Source organism: Phocaeicola sp. GP0067, assembly GCF_031119655.1.
Taxonomy (GTDB): domain Bacteria; phylum Bacteroidota; class Bacteroidia; order Bacteroidales; family Bacteroidaceae; genus Phocaeicola; species Phocaeicola vulgatus.
Window position 1 is genome coordinate 1 of record NZ_JAVHZY010000039.1, and the last position, 21,304, is coordinate 21,304.

General features: G+C 37.5%; 12 protein-coding genes and 1 pseudogene. All 13 read right to left on the minus strand.

Annotated elements, in window-relative coordinates; genetic code table 11:
- Positions 1-187 precede the first annotated feature (187 nt).
- Entirely contained in the window at positions 188-1,864 is a 1,677-nt protein-coding gene (locus tag RE317_RS19410) for a hypothetical protein (protein WP_005842613.1), read from the minus strand.
- A gap of 17 nt (positions 1,865-1,881) precedes the next feature.
- Positions 1,882-3,570: a RagB/SusD family nutrient uptake outer membrane protein gene (locus RE317_RS19415; RefSeq protein WP_007842253.1), complete on the minus strand. Its 1,689-nt coding sequence runs from the start codon at positions 3,568-3,570 to the stop codon at positions 1,882-1,884.
- A 13-nt stretch (positions 3,571-3,583) separates the two neighbouring features.
- The gene (locus RE317_RS19420) at positions 3,584-6,904 is read right to left on the minus strand and encodes a TonB-dependent receptor (protein WP_008667946.1); all 3,321 of its coding nucleotides are present in this window, start codon (positions 6,902-6,904) and stop codon (positions 3,584-3,586) included.
- Between the two features lie 249 nt (positions 6,905-7,153).
- A complete protein-coding gene (locus RE317_RS19425; protein ID WP_005842620.1) occupies positions 7,154-8,167 on the minus strand; it encodes a FecR family protein in 1,014 nt (337 codons plus the stop codon).
- A gap of 70 nt (positions 8,168-8,237) precedes the next feature.
- Positions 8,238-8,828, minus strand: coding sequence for an RNA polymerase sigma-70 factor (locus RE317_RS19430; RefSeq protein ID WP_008667942.1), 591 nt, complete (start codon positions 8,826-8,828; stop codon positions 8,238-8,240).
- 174 nt (positions 8,829-9,002) lie between these two features.
- Positions 9,003-10,547, minus strand: a pseudogene (locus RE317_RS19435) (pectinesterase family protein).
- A gap of 269 nt (positions 10,548-10,816) precedes the next feature.
- Positions 10,817-11,668: an SGNH/GDSL hydrolase family protein gene (locus RE317_RS19440; RefSeq protein ID WP_008667939.1), complete on the minus strand. Its 852-nt coding sequence runs from the start codon at positions 11,666-11,668 to the stop codon at positions 10,817-10,819.
- Positions 11,669-12,268: 600 nt separating this feature from the next.
- Complete coding sequence (locus tag RE317_RS19445; protein ID WP_117873976.1) at positions 12,269-13,777, minus strand: SusD/RagB family nutrient-binding outer membrane lipoprotein; 1,509 nt, start codon at positions 13,775-13,777, stop codon at positions 12,269-12,271.
- Positions 13,778-13,798: 21 nt separating this feature from the next.
- Positions 13,799-17,020 carry a SusC/RagA family TonB-linked outer membrane protein gene (locus RE317_RS19450; protein ID WP_117873978.1) on the minus strand — a complete coding sequence of 1,074 codons (3,222 nt, stop codon included), beginning with the start codon at positions 17,018-17,020 and terminating at the stop codon, positions 13,799-13,801.
- A 701-nt stretch (positions 17,021-17,721) separates the two neighbouring features.
- Complete coding sequence (locus RE317_RS19455; protein ID WP_117873957.1) at positions 17,722-18,525, minus strand: DUF4373 domain-containing protein; 804 nt, start codon at positions 18,523-18,525, stop codon at positions 17,722-17,724.
- A gap of 299 nt (positions 18,526-18,824) precedes the next feature.
- Entirely contained in the window at positions 18,825-20,096 is a 1,272-nt protein-coding gene (locus RE317_RS19460) for an adenylosuccinate synthase (RefSeq protein ID WP_117873959.1), read from the minus strand.
- A gap of 16 nt (positions 20,097-20,112) precedes the next feature.
- Positions 20,113-20,604 (minus strand): Fur family transcriptional regulator, encoded by a 492-nt coding sequence (locus tag RE317_RS19465; protein ID WP_005841116.1) that lies wholly within the window; start codon positions 20,602-20,604, stop codon positions 20,113-20,115.
- Positions 20,605-20,634: 30 nt separating this feature from the next.
- The gene (locus RE317_RS19470) at positions 20,635-21,303 is read right to left on the minus strand and encodes a DNA alkylation repair protein (RefSeq protein WP_117873961.1); all 669 of its coding nucleotides are present in this window, start codon (positions 21,301-21,303) and stop codon (positions 20,635-20,637) included.
- Position 21,304: the final 1 nt, after the last annotated feature.

Below are 21,304 nucleotides of genomic sequence, written 5' to 3' on the forward strand. Positions count from 1 at the left end.
GAGCTTACAACTGCTGTTTTTAGATGCTGGGAACACATAAATCAAAGAAATCTTCAAAAGATCGCAGCTTAAAGAAAGTGAACAGATTTGTATAGTGATGAACAAAAAAAGAGGTGCATCGTGCATTACGACACACCTCCACCAACAAAATACACGATGTAACACAACTATGTTTTACACATATCAATTATTTAATATCGATTCCACAAGGATTGAGTCCCGGACCACCACCACCTGTATATCCCCTACTTTCTCCTGTGTCCCATGGAGAAATCCAAAAAGCATATAAATCGCCACAAGTAACATAAAACTTCACTTTAACTATCTTGCCTGAAAGAGCAGCAAGTTTTTTACCTGATTTCCAAGTTACCAATTGTTTAGTACTGTTCAAATCATTCATTTCCTTACAATCCTCTCTGGAAAATCCCGTAATCACATTACCATTTTCATCCATTATCTCCACCTGCAAATCCTTTGCTTGTGCATTCACAAAAAAATGATTACCATCAAACTTTATTTTCTCGGTAACAAGTACCCCTTCTGTGTCTGTATGCATGGAAACGAACCCATCACGACGTAAAGTTGCCAACCCAGTAGAAGTAAATCCATCCCACATCACTTTATTCTTCATTCTTCCACTAGAATACAAATACAAAGAATCACCAACAATGAGAGGTACGCCAATAACAGACTGCATATTTCCCCAATTCCATGCCCCTTCCGTTTCATTTACTCCCATAACAGGTTCATAACTGGGACGATAAAAATGAAAACCATCCCGACTATATCCCATCCCTATTTCATTTCTTTTCTGAATACCTAACTTACCACAGAGATCATTCTCTGGTCCTTTCCACATAGCATAGAACCCTAGCATAACACTTTCATAAGGCATAGCATCAAAATTATAAATGGCTGGACGCACATCAGGAAATTCAGGATGTGGCAGTTCCTTATCGGAAGGAGTAAACCACAAAACTATATTTTTATCCTTTATTCCTTTAGCCAATGAATGCGCCACGCTAACTGCCATCTCTGGATCTTCATTTTCCAAATAGCCTCTAGAGCGTCCGTCTGCTTTACTCCCCTGCCGTAGACTAATAGCCCATTTTTGAGTAAACGGATTATAGAAAGCAGTGGTACGATCCCCCACCGGTCCTGATTGCGCAACTCCTTCCGACCAATGAATACCATCTTTTGAATATTTTAAAATTATTTTCCATCCTCCACTATGTTTTTCCACATTGAAGAGTTTGAAACGTTTTTCTGGTTCTGGACACATTTTATCGAGCCAAACTGTAGCCGCATCCCGATCACAAGTATCTACAATATTCGTACCCGGCACTATATCCATATTCACTTTTTCCCAATGCTTCCCATCTTTTGACTCTGCATAACAAGTATAAAAGCTTTGACGATGTTTGTGCATAGATCCGGCACCAGCCAAATACCACATTTTAAATTTTTGTTCGCTTTCATCATACCATATTCCATCACTGAAAGGAGCAGCATAAGGAGCACGTTCAAAAGTGTATTCCCACTCCTTATCCGGAGCAAGTACCGGATTATTCTCATAGAACATAGCCTTATGGGAAACACGCTCCATATCTGTTTCTGCAATTAAAAAATCATCAACGAATAATTGGCGTCCTAAATTTACAGAAATAACAGTCGGTTTGTTTGAAATATAAGGTAAAGACATTTCGCGACGTACTCCATCATCAATCATACTAGGAGGCCATTGCTCGGGCAGCACAATGCCATTATGCAATGTTCGACCATTCTCTTTCACCGTTTTATCATTGGAAGATGACACACAGCCGGCAAAGCAAGCTGCACATATAATATAATAAAATACTTTCATAATTATTCTATTTTTAATTACCATCCTGGATTATTTTTAGTGATATATGGATTACCCTCTACTTCATCAATTGGCAATGGAACCCATTCATTCTTATTTTCCTTAAACCCCATATATTGAGCCCTGCTAAACCTTTTAAACAAAGGATCAGTATTTTCCAATTCGCGAAAACGCTCTACTACTTTACCCCAACGAAGCAAGTCAAAGAATCGGGAGCCTTCATAGGTAAGTTCTAGAATACGTTCATCTTCAATAGTTCTCATATTAGCTTCTGTTACATGAGGTACTCCTACCCTATCGCGTACTTTGTTTATTGCTTCTAACGGGGTTATGTTTGCAGTGGCTTTCCCTCCCATTACTACAGCTTCAGCATACATCAGCAAAACATCCGAATAACGAATCATTCTCCAGTTTACTCCTTGTGCACGTCCATTAAAAAAATGCCCACCAGCATCATCTGTCGGAGGTAAGGTCCAATCCAACCATTTCCTACTACACATTTTATATCCCATTGCCAACTCATATTGTTCACCAAATGTTCCTTCCTTTGAACCCATTTCTGCTTCCCAGTCCTTCCCTTCAAGAAAAGTAACCTTCATACCTTTCGGACGTATAATCTCCGATACATTATCATTAAAAACAAACGAACCAAACATACGTGGATCAGTTTCTCCTGTCACTGTTTTTGACGCTACAAATTTATCATATAACCAATTGTGCATAACCTGTGCAGAACTATTCGAATTTCTACTTCTATTCATTATACACATTTTACACCGGACGTCATTGAACAACCCACTGTCCACAAATCCTGGGTTAAATCCTGTATTCAACACTCCGACAAATTGTACTTCAAAAATAGATTCATCATTATTTTCATGTGCCACATCAAAGTTCCATGAATAGTCATCTACCAATCTGTAGTCCCCACAATTACCATTAATGATTTCTGCAAAAGCCGCAGCAGCCTCATTATAATAAGTTATTTGTGAAGTTCCATATTTGGGTTCAATACCGGATCTATAAAGATATGACTTACCCAAAAGTGCATAAGCAGAAGCTTTCGTCACACGTCCTTTATTTTTAGCATCCCAAAAATTCTTGTCAGGAAGTAAATCTTTAGCTTTGATCAGATCATCTATAATAAAATCCCAAGCCTCTTCAGGTGTTGCCTGAGGCTTATATTCATTAGGAGCCTTAGGCAATTCTTTAATCAAAGGAATATTCCTATAATTGATGAATAAAAAGAAATGTGTAAATGCACGAAGAAAATAAGCCTCCCCCAAATATGCATCCTGTAATTCTTTATTGCTGAATTCTATTTCAGTAAGACTTTCAATCATTTGGTTAGCTTGGGAAGCAGCTGTATACATTAACTGAAAAGGTTGAACCAATGAATAATAGGAAGGGGTAAACTCTTCATTATAAGCACCTGGTACTCCATAATCAGCTACCGAACACCCCTCATCACTACGAGTCAACATCAAACCAAATCCACAAGCTCCCAAATTACGAGGAGTCGAAATATACCCATAGATACCAAGAATTCCCTTATTACAATTTTCTAGTGTAGTATAAAATGAATTAACGTCTGATTGATTAGGATTCACCGCCAAATCATTAAAAATATCTTCACATGAGCCCATCATTCCAATAGTTACAAAACTGATGATGATAACTATAATTTTACGCAACATTATTTTCATACTTATTCTGTTTTTAGAAAGTTAAATTGACACCAAGATTATATACTCTAGAATTCATTGTTGCTTCATGAGGACTTTCCTGTGCTTGCCAGAAACCATCCACACCTCTGTCAAACAACACGTTTGAACTAACTTCGGGATCATACAAGGGATATTTTGTGATAGTGAATAAATTTTGTACCCCCGCATATATTCTAAATGATTCTATATGGAATTTTTGCAATAATTTCTTATTAAAGGAATAACCGATTTGTAGATTCTTGCATCTGAAATAAGAACCATCCTCCACATAGAATGTACTTGGAAGCGAGTTTATGCCAGAACTGTTTTTACTATTCAGTTTAGGAGCTTCTGCATTAGGATTTTGCGGAGTCCATGAATTATAGAAAGCATCCTTTAGGGTAGCACTATTAGCTCCTCCAAAATACCAATCATATTTCATTAAAGCAAAAATATCGTTACCTTGCGTTCCTTGGAAAAAAGCAGTCAAATCCCAATTCTTATAACCTACATTTATATTTAAACCATAAGTAAAATCCGGATGAGGATTACCAATATCCGTTTTATCATTCTCATCAATCTTCCCATCCGGTTTTCCTGTCAATACACCATTCACACTACCATTATTATCCTGAAAAATAAAATTACCATCATTATCAAAACCTTCCACCACATATCCCCAAAAGGTACCAATAGGCAAGCCCGGTTTAGTAATAGTAGGACGGTCATTAAAAGAACCACTCATCATCACCTCTGCCTTAATGGGTTGTACTCCCTCACCCAAACTCTTTACTTTATTTCTTAATGCCGAAATATTGGCAGTAACATCCAAACTCCAATCCTTCCAATTATTACGATAACCTACCGTAAATTCAAAACCTTTATTTTCAACAGATGCAGAATTAAAAACTGGCAAATCCCCCCCATTAGTCATAATGGTTTGCCCTGATGATGCTAATGGAAGTAATGGAGCAAGTAAGTCATTATTATCTTTCCAAAAATATTCAGCTGTAAAAGAAATTTTATTATTCAGAAAAGCCATTTCCAATGCTACGTTTTTAGATATTGATTTTTCCCAAGTCAAATTTTCCTGAGCAAATTTGGTTACATAACCATTCATCACACTACTTTGACCAATCTGATTTTCACCGAATACAGAAGGTATTGGACCATAAGCCGTAGAAAGGAAAGAATATGAATCTATAAAATTAGCTCCTAATTCACCATAACTAGCTCTAATCTTCATTTTACTTATCCATTCTATATTAAAAAAATTCTCTTCATGTATATTCCAACCCACTGAAACCGAAGGAAAGTAACCGACCCTATTTCCTTTAGCAAATTTGGAAGATTTATCACTACGAATACTTGCAGAAACAAGATAACGCTCCTTATAGTCATAGTTCAAGCGAGCAAAAAAGGAGAGTAAAGCTGAATTGTATTCTTCACTTGTTATATCTCCTTTCCCATTAAAAATAGTAATATTAGGACCACCCAAATCTGTAGAACCAGAACCAATCCCCATAGTTCTATAGTATTCTCTCATCCAACTTGTACCTACCATTGCGTCAATAGTATGACCAGCAAACATATTCTTATAAGTCAAAATGTTATCAATTGTATAACTAAATCGCTGTCCACGACTTTCAGATAGTGAATTAATCGTTCTGCTATAATCAGGATCTGCATTACCATTCTCATCCCAATTGGAGTCAAAAGCAATGGACCGAGATATATTATTTGTTGATATATAGTCACCTCCAAGTAGTAGCTTATAATCCAATCCTTTATATAAATTCAGTCCTATATTCAAACTACCAGTAACATTAACTGTTTTATTTCTTCGAACAGTATTGGAATAAGATGCAAACGGATTAGTAACTTTTCCTTCATTTACATAATAATCTTTACCTGCAGATACATACCTTCCCTCTACATCAGTCATTGGAACAGTAGGAATCCCCATCACCATCCTTACTTGAGGCTCCTTATTTGTAAAAGCAGCAGAAAGAGTTTCACTAACAGTCAAACGTCCTTTCTTAAACGTTCCATTGACACGTGCATTATATTTCTTAAAACCAGAAAATTCCATAATACCTTGCTGATCAAAATACCCCAAACTTGTATTAAAAGTTGAATATTCACCACCACCAGAAATTGAAGCATTCAAATTATACATAGGAGCATTTCTTAGATATGCATCTTGCCAGTCAGTATTAATATCAGGATTAGTAGGATGAATATTTTCTGGAGCTTGAGTCTGGTTTGTTGAATTTTCAACAATTTGCTTAGTATATTCGCGATGCTCATTTGCATCTAGAAAATCAAGATATTTAGAAGGAGTCTGCAAAGAATAGTTTGCAGAAATTTCAACTTTTGCTTTACCTTTTTGACCATGCTTGGTAGTTATCAGCACAACCCCATTTGCAGCGCGAGAGCCATAAATGGCAGCCGCCGAACCATCCTTCAGGATTTCTATTGATTCAATATCTGAAGGATTCAACGAATTTAGCCCATTATTAGAAAATGCACCATCAATAACATATAAAGGTTCAGTAGCACCAAATGTACCTGCTCCCCGAACAAGTATCTTGATATCTGCCCCAGCTTCTCCCCCCTTTTGCAATATTTCTACTCCTGGAGCCCTCCCCTGCAAAGCAGCTGCAACAGAATGCCCCATCTGTTTACTCAGTTCTTTTGCAGGCACTGTCGCCACGGATGCTGTCAAACTAGATTTTTTTTGAGTTCCATAACCAACCACCACCACTTCATCTAATTGTTCCAAATCCTCTTTCAGAGTTATATTCACATTCTTTTCCCCTTCCAAATTAACAGCAAGAGTCTTATAACCGATAAAACTAATAATAAGAGTTGCATTCGCAGGAGCTTTAAGTAAAAACTTACCATCCATATCAGTAATAGTACCATTAGTAGTCCCCTTTTCCATCACATTAACTCCTACGATAGGTTCTCCCATAACATCCATCACAAGCCCTGAAATATCTTGTAATTTTTTCTCGTTCAACATGGACTGTTCTACCTCCTTCTTCCGAATAACGATATTTTTATCTTTTATCTCATAAGAAACATTTTGTCCTTCCAAGATTTGCTCAATAACTTCTTGCAGTTGCTCAGCGTCTATATCAACAATCTTTTTCGTATCTAAATCCCCAGCTATATACACAAATGAATATCCACTTTTTTCTTTTAGCTCAGTCATAGCTTTTTTCACCGACACTTTATTCATTTTCAATGGTATATTCTGTGAGAAGATATTCAAATTAAGGCAAAGCAAAGCCCCGACCAATAATATGGCCTTTCTCTTGTTTTTCATAAATTAGTAATTTATTAATTAAAAAATTAAATGAACTTAGCTTTTAAAGAGAAAAATCATTAACTTTGCATTCTCTAAAAGCGCACTCACAATCATAAGTCGAAAAAGAGATTTCATCAAGGTGGGAAAATCCCTATATCTTCCCACCTTTTCTTTTTCATCCCTTTCGTACCCCTATCACAGTATTACAGCTCTAATTCTATTCATACTTTTAATTTTAAGGTTAAACAATTTTAATCCACTCCCTACTTAATATAAAGTTATATTGTGTCCTTCAATAATATAATGAATCTTACGGGTCGCAGATAATGCTTCCAAAACTTCCTGAATATTTTGCTCACGATGAACGAAATTTCCATAGAACCTGAAAGTATTCAAAGTATCACTAGCTATTTGTATTTTCACATTATAACTACGTTCTAACTCCTTCACAACATCCGGCAACAATTCCTCATCAAAAAATAAATATCCATTAGTCCATTGTAATGCATTGGAAACAGTAGAATACTCCACATGCATTCTGCCATTCTTTTTATTCAAGACCACCCTTTCATTGGGTAACAAAAAAGCTTCTTTTTCTTTTTTCAATAAATTATTCAATGCCACTTTTCCTTCGGACAAAGAAACAATGGCTTCTGCATCATCCGGATAGTCCCGAAAATTAAATTTCGTTCCCAATACCTTTACCAGCAAACTATTCGTTTTCACAAGAAATGGAACTTCTTCATTTCGTTTAACTTCAAAATACCCTTCTCCTATCAATTCTATTTTTCTATTCCCTACTCCGAATCCTTGTGAATATGTTATACGCGATCCGGCATTCAACCACACTAATGTCCCATCCGGCAAGGTCAATTTTGTTCTGGAACCAAGAGGAGCCTCCACAATGATATCCGAAAATACCTCTTTTATACTTATTCCACCCCTCCAATAAGAAAAATAAGAAACTGAGAACAATACAACAATAACAGCTGCATAACGCCAAAATTTAGACAAACAGAAATTTTCACGTTCTCTTTTATCATTCAACCTCTGATTAGCAATTCTATTTTTAAATTGTTCAAATGCTTTGCTCTTATCATATTTAACATCCTCTTTCACACTTATGGCAGAAAACCAAATTTCTTGCCGCTGCATAAAATACTTTTCATTTTCCACAGACGCAGCTATCCACTCCTTCAGTTCATGCACAGCATTTCCATCCAACTCATTACTTAAATAGGATACTATTAATTCATCAATATGTTCTTTTTCTGCTTTCATCTTTGTTGTTTCTAAAGTGAAGACGATTTATTTTAAATACAGGGTAGTCCTAAAAGAACTTTTTTCTGTTTTAACACGAAAAAAATAAAATCAAAGCAATTAAATATTTGCTCAATTCAGTCTGAAGGAAAGATAATGCATTCTTTATATGATACTTAACCGTATTTATGGAAATACCTAATTCCTGAGAAATTTCTTCATATTTTTTCGCCTCAAATCTACTTTTTTCAAAAACACATCTACATTCAACCGGTAGTTTATCTATTGCCATACGGATTTCATGCTCCAATTCACGTTCTAATAATATTCCCAAAGGATAATTATCCGACTGCAAATACTTTTCTTCAGACATCTCTTCCGGTACTAAAACTGAAAATGAAATTTCCTTTTTTTCAGATCTAGATTTCAGATAGTCTATACAACGATTACGAACGGCCTTTATCAGATAACTTCTAATAGTAATAGTAATGTTTAAAGTTTCTCTGATTTCCCAAAGGTGAAATATTACATCTCCAACTATAGTTTCCGATAAAAAATTATCGTTCAAATATTGATTTGCTATATGACATAAAAGAACATAATGATAATCATAGATGTATTTATAAGCATCTTCGTTGCCATTTTTCAGTTGTTCTACAATCAGTTTCTCTGTGTTTTCCATTTTATTTCTTTTGAAAAAGGAATAAAGTTAACGGGAACAAATTTAGAAATTAATTCTGAGTAACTTTATAAAAGAGCAAAAAACAAATCCGTTAATCTTATTATCACACCTTAAATGGTTACAATAAAGACTAACGGATTTCCCTATTCTAGTTTTAAAACTATATCCAACACTTCAGATAAAACGAATCTGAATCATCCATCCATAAGGATTAAAATCGAAAAGAACCTTATCAGCATCCTTCTTTAGAAAAAGCTTTTTCCCATCTTGCCTAATCTCCGAAACTCTGTTTCCCACAGATTTCAATACCATAGTCAGTGGTTCTGTAAATAATTGTGCATTCATATCCAAATGAGGAGTTATGTCATAGCCGTTTTCTAGCACATTCAAGCGATTTTTTTCTCGTTCTTTTGTATAGGCAACTACCTCTCTAAATGTACCCACCCATATTTCATTTTCCATAGCCTTTACCTTATTTCCACAATATTTTAGGATTTTGAAAAGCATCATATCCCTGCGATATTCCATGTATCATTGCCAACTCCCTATCTACCGGAGTTTACCAAGCTTTCCACCCATTTATCTAAAGACGCAGGAGTCGATTTCGACTTATCTCCCCCGATGGGATATTGTTCGGTACATGTACCTACCCTGTTCTTATCAAATGATAACTGATAGCACACACTCTGTCACCCTTATAAGGTGCCACATAAACATCTTGTGTGAACCCGTTATCCCTGATCTCAGCCCCTGTCTGTTTCACCAATTCTATTCGAGGCGATGATTCCGGCATAGAAACATACTCTTCATATACTCCCGGACGGACAAGTATAGATATTGTTTTCTTGCCACCACCAACTGCCGCATTCACTGCTTCCTGAACTGTAAAGAAATCCCCACTCCCATCTTTCGCCACCACATAATCATAACGTCGCACATATTTTGCCAAAGCCGGCACTTCTTCCATCAAAGCGTCCACAACCAACCTGGCAACTAGACGTCCACCATATATATATTCAAGTGAGTATTGTCAATTTTCCCTTCCGGACAAAATTCATATTGTCCGGAAGGAATCCACATAAACAATTTTCTTGAATTCTCGACTCCCATACCGGTAACCAAGTCATGGATCAATTTATTCAAATCAATAAAAGATACATTCATTTCTCCGGCTACCCGACGGGGAGATTCCAGATATTTCCCATGGGTATCAACCAATACCGGACCTTCTTTTTCATAACTACCCTTTATCTCCGTCACACCTTTAGGGGGGGGGAAATTACGACGAACTATAGAATTGAACAGTACAGGATTTCCTCCCTTAGCACATGTTCCATTCACAAAACGTCTTAAATTATCATCAAAGGTACTTCCGGATTCTGTATGTAATGTGACTCTAGATTTCTCATCATTATGCCCGAATTGAATAAATACATAATCACCTTTATGAATTTTAGAAAGCACTACATCCCAACGTCCTTCATTGATAAAACTGAGTGAACTTCATCCATTCATAGCGTGATTATCCACCACAACCTCTTCCGTAAAATATCCGGGAAGCATTTGTCCCCAACCACGCTCTATATTACCATTCTTCAGACTTTTATTCGCCATGGTAGAATCACCAATCATAAAAATAGTAATGGGCTCTTTTCTCTCAGCAATAAAAGCCGATAACAGGAGTAAAGCACATAAAACAAGTAATACTTTTAATTTCATGTTTTTCATATACATTTTATAAGTTAAAAGATTTAGGCAAAAGTAAACAAGAAAAGAAACCATAAAAAATGATACAAGAATATAGAAAATTGCTCAAAATCAATAGTTCAAGTACTCTTTCAGTAAATAAGAACTAATAAAAAGATGTTCAAACAACATCAATTTGCCACTTGAACATTTTTTCAATTCTTCAAATTCATATCGAAACATCGAAGGTTCTCCCCAATAGACAAACTCTTCCAAAAAGGCAAAATATGAATGTCCAACTGTCAGAATGATGCAGGCAAAGAAAGTAACTGATACATCAATGTATGTGCCATACGTTCTTGACCATTGGTATTAGGATGCAAACGATCATACCCCGAATCATAGAAATAAATAAGTTGTTCTTCAATCATCGGATTCATACCTGTAACCGAATTAAAATCTATTACAGGAACTCCCCACAAATTACCTGCTTCCTTAATGGCCTGTACATAAGCGTCCACATATTCTCCGCATTTATTCTGATAGCTTTCATCCGGTTGTACGTTCTTTTCGCCGAATTCCGCTAAAGAACGATGCAATGGGGTCAACAAAATAATTTGTTTATCGGGAAACAATTTTTTCAAATGACTCAAACCAATATTAATACGGCCTTTATACGTATCATTCGTCATTATAGGAACACGCCTTTTACGCGTTTCCAGTTTTTTAGTTTCACCACGGGCAGCCATCACCTGCTCTTCTTTCTCTGCAAACCAAGTCCCGACAGGTACACTGCTATTAAAATCATTTGTCCCCATCAAAACCACGATGGCATCAACCTCTTCTCCATGCTCCTTTTTCAATTGTTCTGCCTGACGGGGTACATCATTCCATTGACGTCCACTCACTCCATACACATAAGGAGTGATATCCAACCATTCTTTCAAAAAATCCCAATACTTTTTTATGTTATCTCCATAACAATTGGGATCAGTTATCGAGTCTCCTATATAACCAACCTTTTTTCCATACCATGGATGCCGGATATAACCTTTATTACATGATTCTTTTCCACAAAGAAACGTTTCCTGTCCGTGTAACAGCAACGGACATGCTAATAAAAAAGCAAATACAATAAACTGTCTGTTTTTCATAAGTAACTGTTATTTTTTCAATCAGTAAAGTGACATCAAAGATATAAAATAAGAAATAGAAAAACAGCTATCACATACTTTTATTTTCATTTGCCCTCTTCTATCATTCATAAGACAAAAAGTCCGAAAGGTCATAATAAACAAAACTTTACATTTTTAAATTAATTTGTTAACAAGGTGCGATATATTTATAAAGCATGTTATAAAACGGCGAAATACAGACTAAAAACTTGCTATTATAAACAAAGTCCGTATCTTTGCAGTGTGTTTTTCATAGTATTAGATTTAAGGTTAACAAAAGATTGGCTGTCTGGGATAGATAGCCTTTTTTTATGCTTTAAAACAGGAGAATTTCTTCATAAAAATTCAATATCCCAACAATAGCATTCTTCAAATGCCACCCAACCGAACACAACAAAAGTCAATAAGAAAAAGCAATACGTATATCTATCCATCGAGGCAATTTATGAATTACCTAGTCTTAACTAACGTTTATCCTATATATTTTTTGATTTATTTCAATAAAAGAAGACACTCTCATCACTGAGAATGTCCCCTATATTTAAACGAAACTTTAAAGAGAATTATATACTTCAAATCTTATCTTCTATTCCACCATACTCGTTGCTCACGGCTATCATCACCATTCAAATCTGCTTTCACGGCAGCTTCATAATTTTCAAGATTACCTTGATAAATTTCGCTATCAAATTGATGGCGATAAGGGATGTGATCAATCGTTGTACAAACCGGACCGACTTCTAGTTTTGGAATATCAAAACGACGCCAGTCAGACCATGCCTCAAAGCCATCAGCCATAAAGCCACTGATCCAGCGTTGAAGAGCAATTTTATTAATTTTATCAGCATCAGTACCCGTATAAGCAACTGCTTCCTGTGCCAAATATTCATCAACACCTTCGGCTCCCCATTGTTCAAATGATGCCTTCACACCAGCTGCATAAAGTTGGGCAGGATCAGCTTGAATCCAGCCACGCTGAGCAGCTTCAGCCTCGATAAGTAGCATACGAGAAGCAGTAATAATAGGGAAAGTAGAGGTTACCTGTGTGAGCGAAGGATTATAAAAACAGCAGACTTTATTCCACGTGTTCACATCTGCAGACTCAATACCCAAAGGCATACCTTGGTATTTATCAAAATTCTTCAGGTCTTCATCCGTCACGCCCGCCTCTGCCTGTGTCTTGCCGAAAGGAATCAGCGAACAAGTAGAGAACAGACGGTTGTCCTTCAATTCCTTCAACTGATCTACATAATACTTATTAGGAACAAAATTATAATTATTGTTTACACCATTATAATATAAATATCCCACAGTATTGGCCTCAAAAGTATAATTCAAATTATAGGCATTTTCTTCAATACCGCCATCGGCGTAAGCTTGAGCAAAACGCGAGCGTCCTTCGGCAGGATCCACATCTGCCAGTTTTATAGCAAGCATCATACGGGTAGAAGCATTCAGTTTCTTCCATGCACGAATGTCACCATCGAACAGGATGTCGGCTGTGCTCAACGAACCACTTTCATTAAACTGATTATACGCTTCCCTCAAATCGGCATCTAACTTAGCATAAATCGTTTCCTGTGAATCAAATACCGGAGTAAAATTTTCCTCACCCGCCTGAAACGCTTCTGTATAAGGAAGTGGCCCTAGAGCATCTGTAAGGTGCATATAGATGAATCCCATCAATGTACGTGCAACCGCAATCTGATTGGCATTATCACCAAACTGTACAATGGCAGGTTTACCTCTTTCAGCCTCATCACTATTAAAGTCAATAATCTTCTGGCAGTTCTTCAACGGATAAAGATAATAAGAACTTGTACTCATAGTAGGTCCGCCAAACGCACCATACTGATTATTATTTTTCTCGGACATATACCCCGGATACATTTGCGTCCACGGGTAATAATAATTTGAGTTCATAGAGAAGTATTTCACATAAGTACAAGCGTATGTAAACAACATACCAGTATTAGCCTCCGACGGTTCATTGGGATCTTTGTTAATATCGCCAAAGTCAGTCATATCACATGCTGTGAATGTTGCTGCAAAACTCAGAGATAAAAATAATAATTTAATATATTTCATAATGATTCTTCGTTTTATGGTTTAAAAAGCAAGATTAACGGTAAAACCTATCGAACGGGTTGCAGCGGCATTACCACCCTCAAAATATCCCATACCAATTTCAGACACATCCACATTAGGACAAGCTGAGTAGATCAACCATGGATTGGAAGCATTAATTGCCACACTGGCACGACTCAGGCCGATATTTAGTTTCTTCAAAGTCTGTGACGGGAAAACATACGACAATGACACTTCACGAAGTTTCACGTAAGTACGGTCATACACCCATTCTTCCCATACACGGGAAGCTGTGGTATAATATAATTTGGCATTGACATAGGTATCTACCTTATTGCCATTCTGATCCACACCAGTCATGTGGATACCACCACCTTTGCTTATCGGTTCACGAACATTGACGCCACGGTCATTAAGTTCAGCTGTTTTATCAAGAATACCGCTACTGCTACCCCACATATTAGTATAGGATACAATCTGTCCGCCTACAGAGAAATCAATATTAGCCGACAGACGGAAATTCTTAAAACTGATACTAGTATTAAAACCACCAGTGAAATCCGGATGGAAGTTACCCAGTTCATCTAGTGTATTCTGATTGTAAGTAGGTACATATTCACCACCATACAATGCCTTCTGCGAAGCACTCAGTTCATGGAAAATTATATTGCCATTGTCATCACGTTCCCATGTATTACCGGTTATCACACCAAGCGATTTACCAACCATAGCATAATTATACAAACGAGTTGTGAATGAAGTCCAATAAATAGAGTAAGAATCCACTCCATCAGCTAGTTCCACCAGTTTATTACTATTCTTCGCTATATTGAAATTCATTTCCCATTTCCAGTTCTTAGTGGAAACAGGCATCCCGCCCAAACTCAATTCAACACCCCGATTACGAATTAAACCAGCATTCATCTTACGAGTGGAATACCCCGACTGCGGAGCAGAGGTTACGGAGATTATCTGATCTTTGTCATCCCGGGTATAATAGTTGAAATCACCCCATAAGCGATTATTGAACAAACGGAATTCCGTACCTACTTCATACGAAGTGGAAATAGACGGCTCGATATTATAATTTTTCTGAGAAGAAGGTTCATACATTGTAACATGTGAACCATAACTGGTATCCAGCGAATAAGTAGGATAAATATTGTAAGCATTGAGCGTAGTACCTACTTGAGCCGCACTAGCACGCAGTTTCCAGAAGTTCAGCCATTCTGCATTCACCCATTTATGAGCAAGGACAGAAGCGGAAAGACCACCATACCAATAGCTGTTATGATTAGGACTCAATGTGGAAGACATATCGTTACGAACAGAAGCGTCAAGAAAATAAGTATCATCCCATCCCATGGTAGCTGTGGCATAAACACTACGTTCTTTGTAATGTGTTTTCTCATTATAGGCTAAAGCAATAGTACCCGATGAAGCAGCCAAATTATAGTAATCGTCCAAAGACAAATCATAATTCGTATTGGTGTATGCATATAAATTATCGTACGTATAGTCACGTGCTTCTGCAAAAAGAGCTGCGTCTACCGTTAGTTTATCTTTAAAAAATGATTGTCCCCAAGTTAAACGTCCTTGTACGGTCAAATCAATCAAACTGCTTTGATCCTGACGATAATTTGACCGGAAATTAATAGATCCTGAAGGGCGTTCGCGTTCCAATTTGTAACCACGTATGTTACCATTTACGCGTACCCCTGCCTTCAAGTTATAAGGAAGGTCCACAGACACATCACCACTGAATACATTCCATTGATAAATGGTGCGATGATTATATTCATGAAACAAAGCATACGGATTATCATGGAATGCAGCACTTTGGTTATTCACACTGTTGATATTCCACGTCCTCCATGATCCGTCCGGACGTTTATAGTCCTTATAATCTTTTAAATTGACATTGGTCTGTCCCCATTGGGTATATTCCTGCAAAACGGTACGTGAACCGTTATATCCACTTTCGGCAGCATTATGATCCTGACGATAGGTATATTTATAATCCAATGACACATTCATCCACGGTGTGGGTTTGAAATTAGTCTTGAACCCTAAGAAACGGCGAATAGCGTCCGAATTGGGCTGCACACCAGTACGATAGCTATTGGTGAAAGAAACACGGGTATTAAAATCTTTCACACTCTTTGAAAACGAAACGTTGGTTGTATTGGTTACACCAGTCCGATAAAGATCTCTCAAATCCAATCCATGTTGCCAAGTGGCTGGTTTTCCATAATAACCACTGGTTTCGTCTAATGACAACGGAGTGACATATTTCACAGCCGGATCGTATGCAGCTCCCCAAGAAGTGTCCTCATTATAATCGTACACATAAGCACCTTGCAAACCGGGAATATCACCACTATACAAATCATAAATATCCTGAGCCCTGTTACCTTTTTCCGTACCTCCATATCCACCTCCACCATACAACTTCTGCATATTGAAATGATTATAATAAGTCTCGGCCTGCAGTGTATGACTTACTTCAAGCAACCCTTTCTCGCTTTGTCCCGCCTTAGTAGTTATGATGATAGCACCTGCACCACCACGCGAACCATAAAGGGCAGTAGCTGCGGGCCCTTTCAATACGTTTATACTTTCCACATCATCCATATTGATAGAGTTTTTGTTGGTGATAGCACCATCTACCACATAAATAGGTTCATTGGCCGGATTATCCGACTGGGACGAAGAAGGAATGGAACCTGCACCACGCAAAATAATAGTACCTGCATCAAAACCAGAACTGGCACCACCTATAAAACGTGCTCCCGACACTTTACCGGCCATAGCATTACCCAAATCGGTCTGTCGTGAAATAGTTAGATCCTCACCTGCCACCTTTTGTGTAGAATAACCCAACGCTTTTTGTTTACGGTTCAATCCTTGAGCAGTTACAACCACTTCATCCAACACTTTTGTGTCCGACTTCATTGTTACAGTAATAGTACCACGCTGAATTCCAACTCGCTGAGTGATCATACCCAGATAAGAAACAATCAGCGCTTTGGCATCTGCAGGAACATTATTGATAGCAAACTTGCCATCCACATCCGTAATCGCTCCCATAGTAGTTCCTTCCACTAAAACAGACGCACCTATTATCGGCTCACCATCATCCGCTGAAGTTACAACTCCTGCAACTGTTTTAGGCGCTTGAGCCATAGAGAAGCCGATACCCAACCACAGACAAGCTAGTAACATTAACACTTTTTCTTTCATACTCACTCTCTTTTAATTAAACATTATCCAAGTTCTTTTGGAACTTAATTCTATAAAAGAGGAAAGTACAAGAATCATTTCTTATAAAAAACGCCTAAATCTTAGTCGTTCCAAAGATATTCAACTGTTAAAAGAGTAATTTCATACGGAGAATAAATAGTTAAGGAAACAAAAACAACAGAGTGCTTTATGTGGAACAAGATATATGAAGAAGAAAATGATTATCAAAGAAAAAGAATGATTTTCTTGACAATTTTCATATATTTCACATCATTTCATACTCAAAATGAAACAAACATTCTATTTATAACAATTATCACAACTAAACAATACATATGAATAAAAAATATTATAGACAAAAATAATAGACTTATTCTTTTATTTTCAATAAAATTTTATATCTTTGCGATATTATTGATAAAATGAGTTCCAAAAGAACTTATGCTTACCGTTCTCCTCTACTCATTAAGTCCACCATACTTATATTATTTCCCTCTTTTACTTGATACACAATATATTATGAATGTTTTTTTAGTCACTTTCTACTTATACTCTACCATTAGCATAATCAGCACTCTAAAAATCAGGCTATTATCTATTTAATATTCTATTTATTTTCTACTTATATGAACCATAAAACTATCAATCGTTTTCTTTATTACACAATTACAGTATTTATCAATCTACTAAACCCTAATCGGTCAAACTCGCAGGCGCGACCAAATAAAGGCTAACGGTTGATGTATCCTTCCACCTGACATACGCATATCAGCTAATATTTTCCATATCGGATGCCCTATCACACCATAATCACAGTAACCCACTATCTTATATAAATTATCATCTCCTATCCCCCACTGCTGCAAAGCTTCAACCAGTCCGGAAGTATTTCTGCGTTTTCCATCTACAGGAATAGAAGAAAAGGTCTCTTTCTCCGCAAAAATCCTCTTCTTTTCTGGAGCACAAAAAGAGGAGGGGTCCTTTTCTTTTTTTTGCTCTGCTTTACTTTCCTCTGCTTTACTTTGTGACTTCATGTTTACATTTCCGGTTTTCATGTCCACATTTTCCGTTGAAATGCCTACATTACTGCCGTCTACATACAAATTCTTGTATTTTGAAATCTCTATTAACAAGTAATCAGCCCGCACCTCTACACGCTTCCGTCGTTGTGCTGCCTCAAAGTAATGTCCCTGTATGCTTTCCGAAGTAAGAATTCCAAATTTTTCGTATTGGACTTTACTGAAAAAGCCACGTTCCAATAGTGCATCCACCACTTGCTGTACATAATCCGCCGTACAACCTTCGGGCAATCTGCGGGTAAAAAGCAGACACTCATCCTTTCCCCAACGGCAAAAATATCCTTTGTGGTAAATACGTGCCAACAAGCGCAATACAAGCAATGTAGCCCGACTGCCCAACTCTTGTTCCACCAACAATATTTTATCATTCTCGAAGAAATCTACACTCAGGTAGAAAAATTCCAATCCGGTTGTTTGTAATGCCATATCAATATTTTTTTATTTATGGCAAATATAGAAAGAAGCCCGGACGGAATGACGCGATTTGACGCGATTTGGCACAATAATACGCAATAATGCACAATTGATGCTCCACACACATCTTGAATAGCAGCCGGAAAGATATAGACGATAAAGACGAAAGATATATTATCTTACATGGGTATCATTATAGATGTTACAATTTTATCAAATATACATAGAAACAGATGGATGTATACAAAAAAAGAGAAACTGCCTCCAAAGGAAAACAGTATCTCTTTTTTATCTTATAAGATTCTTCTCTATTATTCTTCCGTATAGCGTTCAATAGTCTGATCACGATCAGGACCTACCGAAACAATCTTGATCGGGGTTTCCAGCTGTTCTTCCAAGAAAGTGACATACGCATTGAATTCTTCCGGGAATTCATCCTCACTGGTCATCTTGGTCATATCAGTCTTCCAGCCGGGCAACTCCGCATATACAGGTTCCAGCCCCTCGCTAATATCATAAGGGAAGTAATCAATTTCCTCACCATTTACTTTATAAGCCACACATGCTTTGATGGTTTCGAAATCATCCAACACATCGCTCTTCATCATAATTAACTGGGTCACCCCGTTTACCATGATAGAATACTTCAAAGCTACAAGATCAATCCAGCCACAACGACGTTCACGACCTGTCACCGCACCATATTCATGACCTAAATCGCGGATTTTCTTACCAGTTTCGTCAAACAGTTCGGTAGGGAAAGGACCTGACCCCACACGGGTACAATACGCTTTCATGATACCGTATACATTACCAATTTTATTAGGACCGATACCTAAACCGGTACAAGCACCGGCACAAATGGTATTTGAAGAAGTGACAAAAGGATAAGAACCGAAATCAACATCAAGCATCGTTCCCTGCGCACCTTCACAAAGCACACTCTTACCCGACTTCAGAAGATTGTTGATTTCATGTTCACTGTCCACCAAATGGAACTGTTTCAGGTATTCGATCCCCTCCAACCATTGTTTTTCCAGCTCGATTATATCATATTCATAGTTCAGACTTTTCAAGATCTGTTCGTGGCGTGCCTTTGCTTTTCCATACACTTCTTCAAAATTATGAAGGATATCACCTACACGTACACCGTTACGACTCACTTTATCAGTATAAGTTGGGCCTATACCTTTTCCGGTAGTTCCCACTTTGGCATCTCCTTTAGCAGCTTCATAGGCTGCATCCAGAATGCGGTGAGTAGGCAAAATCAAATGAGCTTTCTTTGAAATGTGCAAACGTTCTTTCAGGGGGTGTCCGCTAGCTTCCAAGGCTTCAGCCTCAGCCTTGAATAAAGCCGGATCCAGTACCACACCATTACCAATAATGTTTACTTTATTTCCTTGAAATATTCCGGAAGGAATGGAACGGAGCACATATTTCTGGCCTTCGAATTCCAGTGTATGGCCTGCATTCGGACCTCCCTGGAAACGAGCTACTACATCATAACGGGGAGTCAGAACATCGACAACCTTTCCTTTGCCTTCATCACCCCATTGCAAACCTAACAAGACATCTACTTTCATGTTTCTTCGTTTTATGTTACTTATCTTTTTTCTTCCTACGCTTGGCCCAAGTACACTTGCTGCATACACCATAGATATATAAGGAATAATGCGAGGCATGAAATTTCTTCAGCTTCGTATTGGCAATGGCTTGTTTCAGATTCTCATCCTGAAATTCGGTCACTTTGCCGCATTCCGTACATATCATGTGATGATGGGTTTCATTGTTGTACGCACGCTCGTACTGGGAAGAATTGCCGAACTGATGTTTAATAACCAATTTTGCATCGATAAAAAGAATGATGGTATTATAAAGAGTAGCCCGGCTTACCCGGAATTTCCCTTCATTTGCCATATAATTATAAAGCGTATCAATGTCAAAATGACCTTTAATGGAATAGATAGTATCGAGTATAGCATATCGTTCAGGTGTCTTCCGATGCCCGTTAACCTGCAGATATTCTGTCAAGATCTGCTTTACCTTATCTTTCACATTCTCTTCCATCACAGATTTCAGTTCCGCCGTCAAAGTTAAGCCTTTTTATGATAACATGAAAGTTTAATGCCAAGATTCTGTTTCTAATTTTATTTCTCCGGCCAAAGAAGCTATTTCTACCTTATCTGATTTGACTAATGGAGCCAACAACCGGTTCACCTTTTTGCCATTTTCCTTGCTTTGAACGGCAAACTTCTTCAAAGCAGTAGCAGCTGCTTTGCGAGGCAACACTCCCTCGCTTTGTAAAGTGGCCATTGCCTGATCCAAAAATTCAGCTTCCGAACGCTCAGTCAGCTGATTCCCCTTCATCAACAGTCTTGCCATCAGCATAAAGCCGCATAACTGAAAATATTCACGATCATCGGCCATCCATTCGAAAGCCTTCTCCGAAGCATAAGGCAAATATTGGAACAAACTCATGCAAGTCAGTTCCGCTATTTCAGGATAGCGCATATCTTCTACCCATATATCAGCTATTTCCGGATAAAATGTTTCTACCGGCTGTAACATCCCCGCCAGAATTTTGCATTCACGGATATTTTCTTTCCACAAAGCCTGCGCCACTTCATGATTTTTTTCATAACGAGCAGCTATTTCTTTCAAACGCGGAAGTTCGATGCCAAAATTCAGTTTATAGTCTAATCCCTTCTCACGCATACTTTGGGAAACCACCCCATTCATAAACAAACGGAATTGCCCCTTTATGTCTTTTATTGTTTCGTGTACATCCATA

Excerpts from the sequence above, each read along its gene's own strand:
- RE317_RS19410 (WP_005842613.1), bottom strand. The coding sequence starts at position 1,864 with ATGAAAGTATTTTATTATATTATATGTGCAGCTTGCTTTGCCGGCTGT.
- RE317_RS19415 (WP_007842253.1), bottom strand. The coding sequence starts at position 3,570 with ATGAAAATAATGTTGCGTAAAATTATAGTTATCATCATCAGTTTTGTA.
- RE317_RS19420 (WP_008667946.1), bottom strand. The coding sequence starts at position 6,904 with ATGAAAAACAAGAGAAAGGCCATATTATTGGTCGGGGCTTTGCTTTGC.
- RE317_RS19425 (WP_005842620.1), bottom strand. The coding sequence starts at position 8,167 with ATGAAAGCAGAAAAAGAACATATTGATGAATTAATAGTATCCTATTTA.
- RE317_RS19430 (WP_008667942.1), bottom strand. The coding sequence starts at position 8,828 with ATGGAAAACACAGAGAAACTGATTGTAGAACAACTGAAAAATGGCAAC.
- RE317_RS19440 (WP_008667939.1), bottom strand. The coding sequence starts at position 11,668 with ATGAAAAACAGACAGTTTATTGTATTTGCTTTTTTATTAGCATGTCCG.
- RE317_RS19445 (WP_117873976.1), bottom strand. The coding sequence starts at position 13,777 with ATGAAATATATTAAATTATTATTTTTATCTCTGAGTTTTGCAGCAACA.
- RE317_RS19450 (WP_117873978.1), bottom strand. The coding sequence starts at position 17,020 with ATGAAAGAAAAAGTGTTAATGTTACTAGCTTGTCTGTGGTTGGGTATC.
- RE317_RS19455 (WP_117873957.1), bottom strand. The coding sequence starts at position 18,525 with ATGGCATTACAAACAACCGGATTGGAATTTTTCTACCTGAGTGTAGAT.
- RE317_RS19460 (WP_117873959.1), bottom strand. The coding sequence starts at position 20,096 with ATGAAAGTAGATGTCTTGTTAGGTTTGCAATGGGGTGATGAAGGCAAA.
- RE317_RS19470 (WP_117873961.1), bottom strand. The coding sequence starts at position 21,303 with ATGGATGTACACGAAACAATAAAAGACATAAAGGGGCAATTCCGTTTG.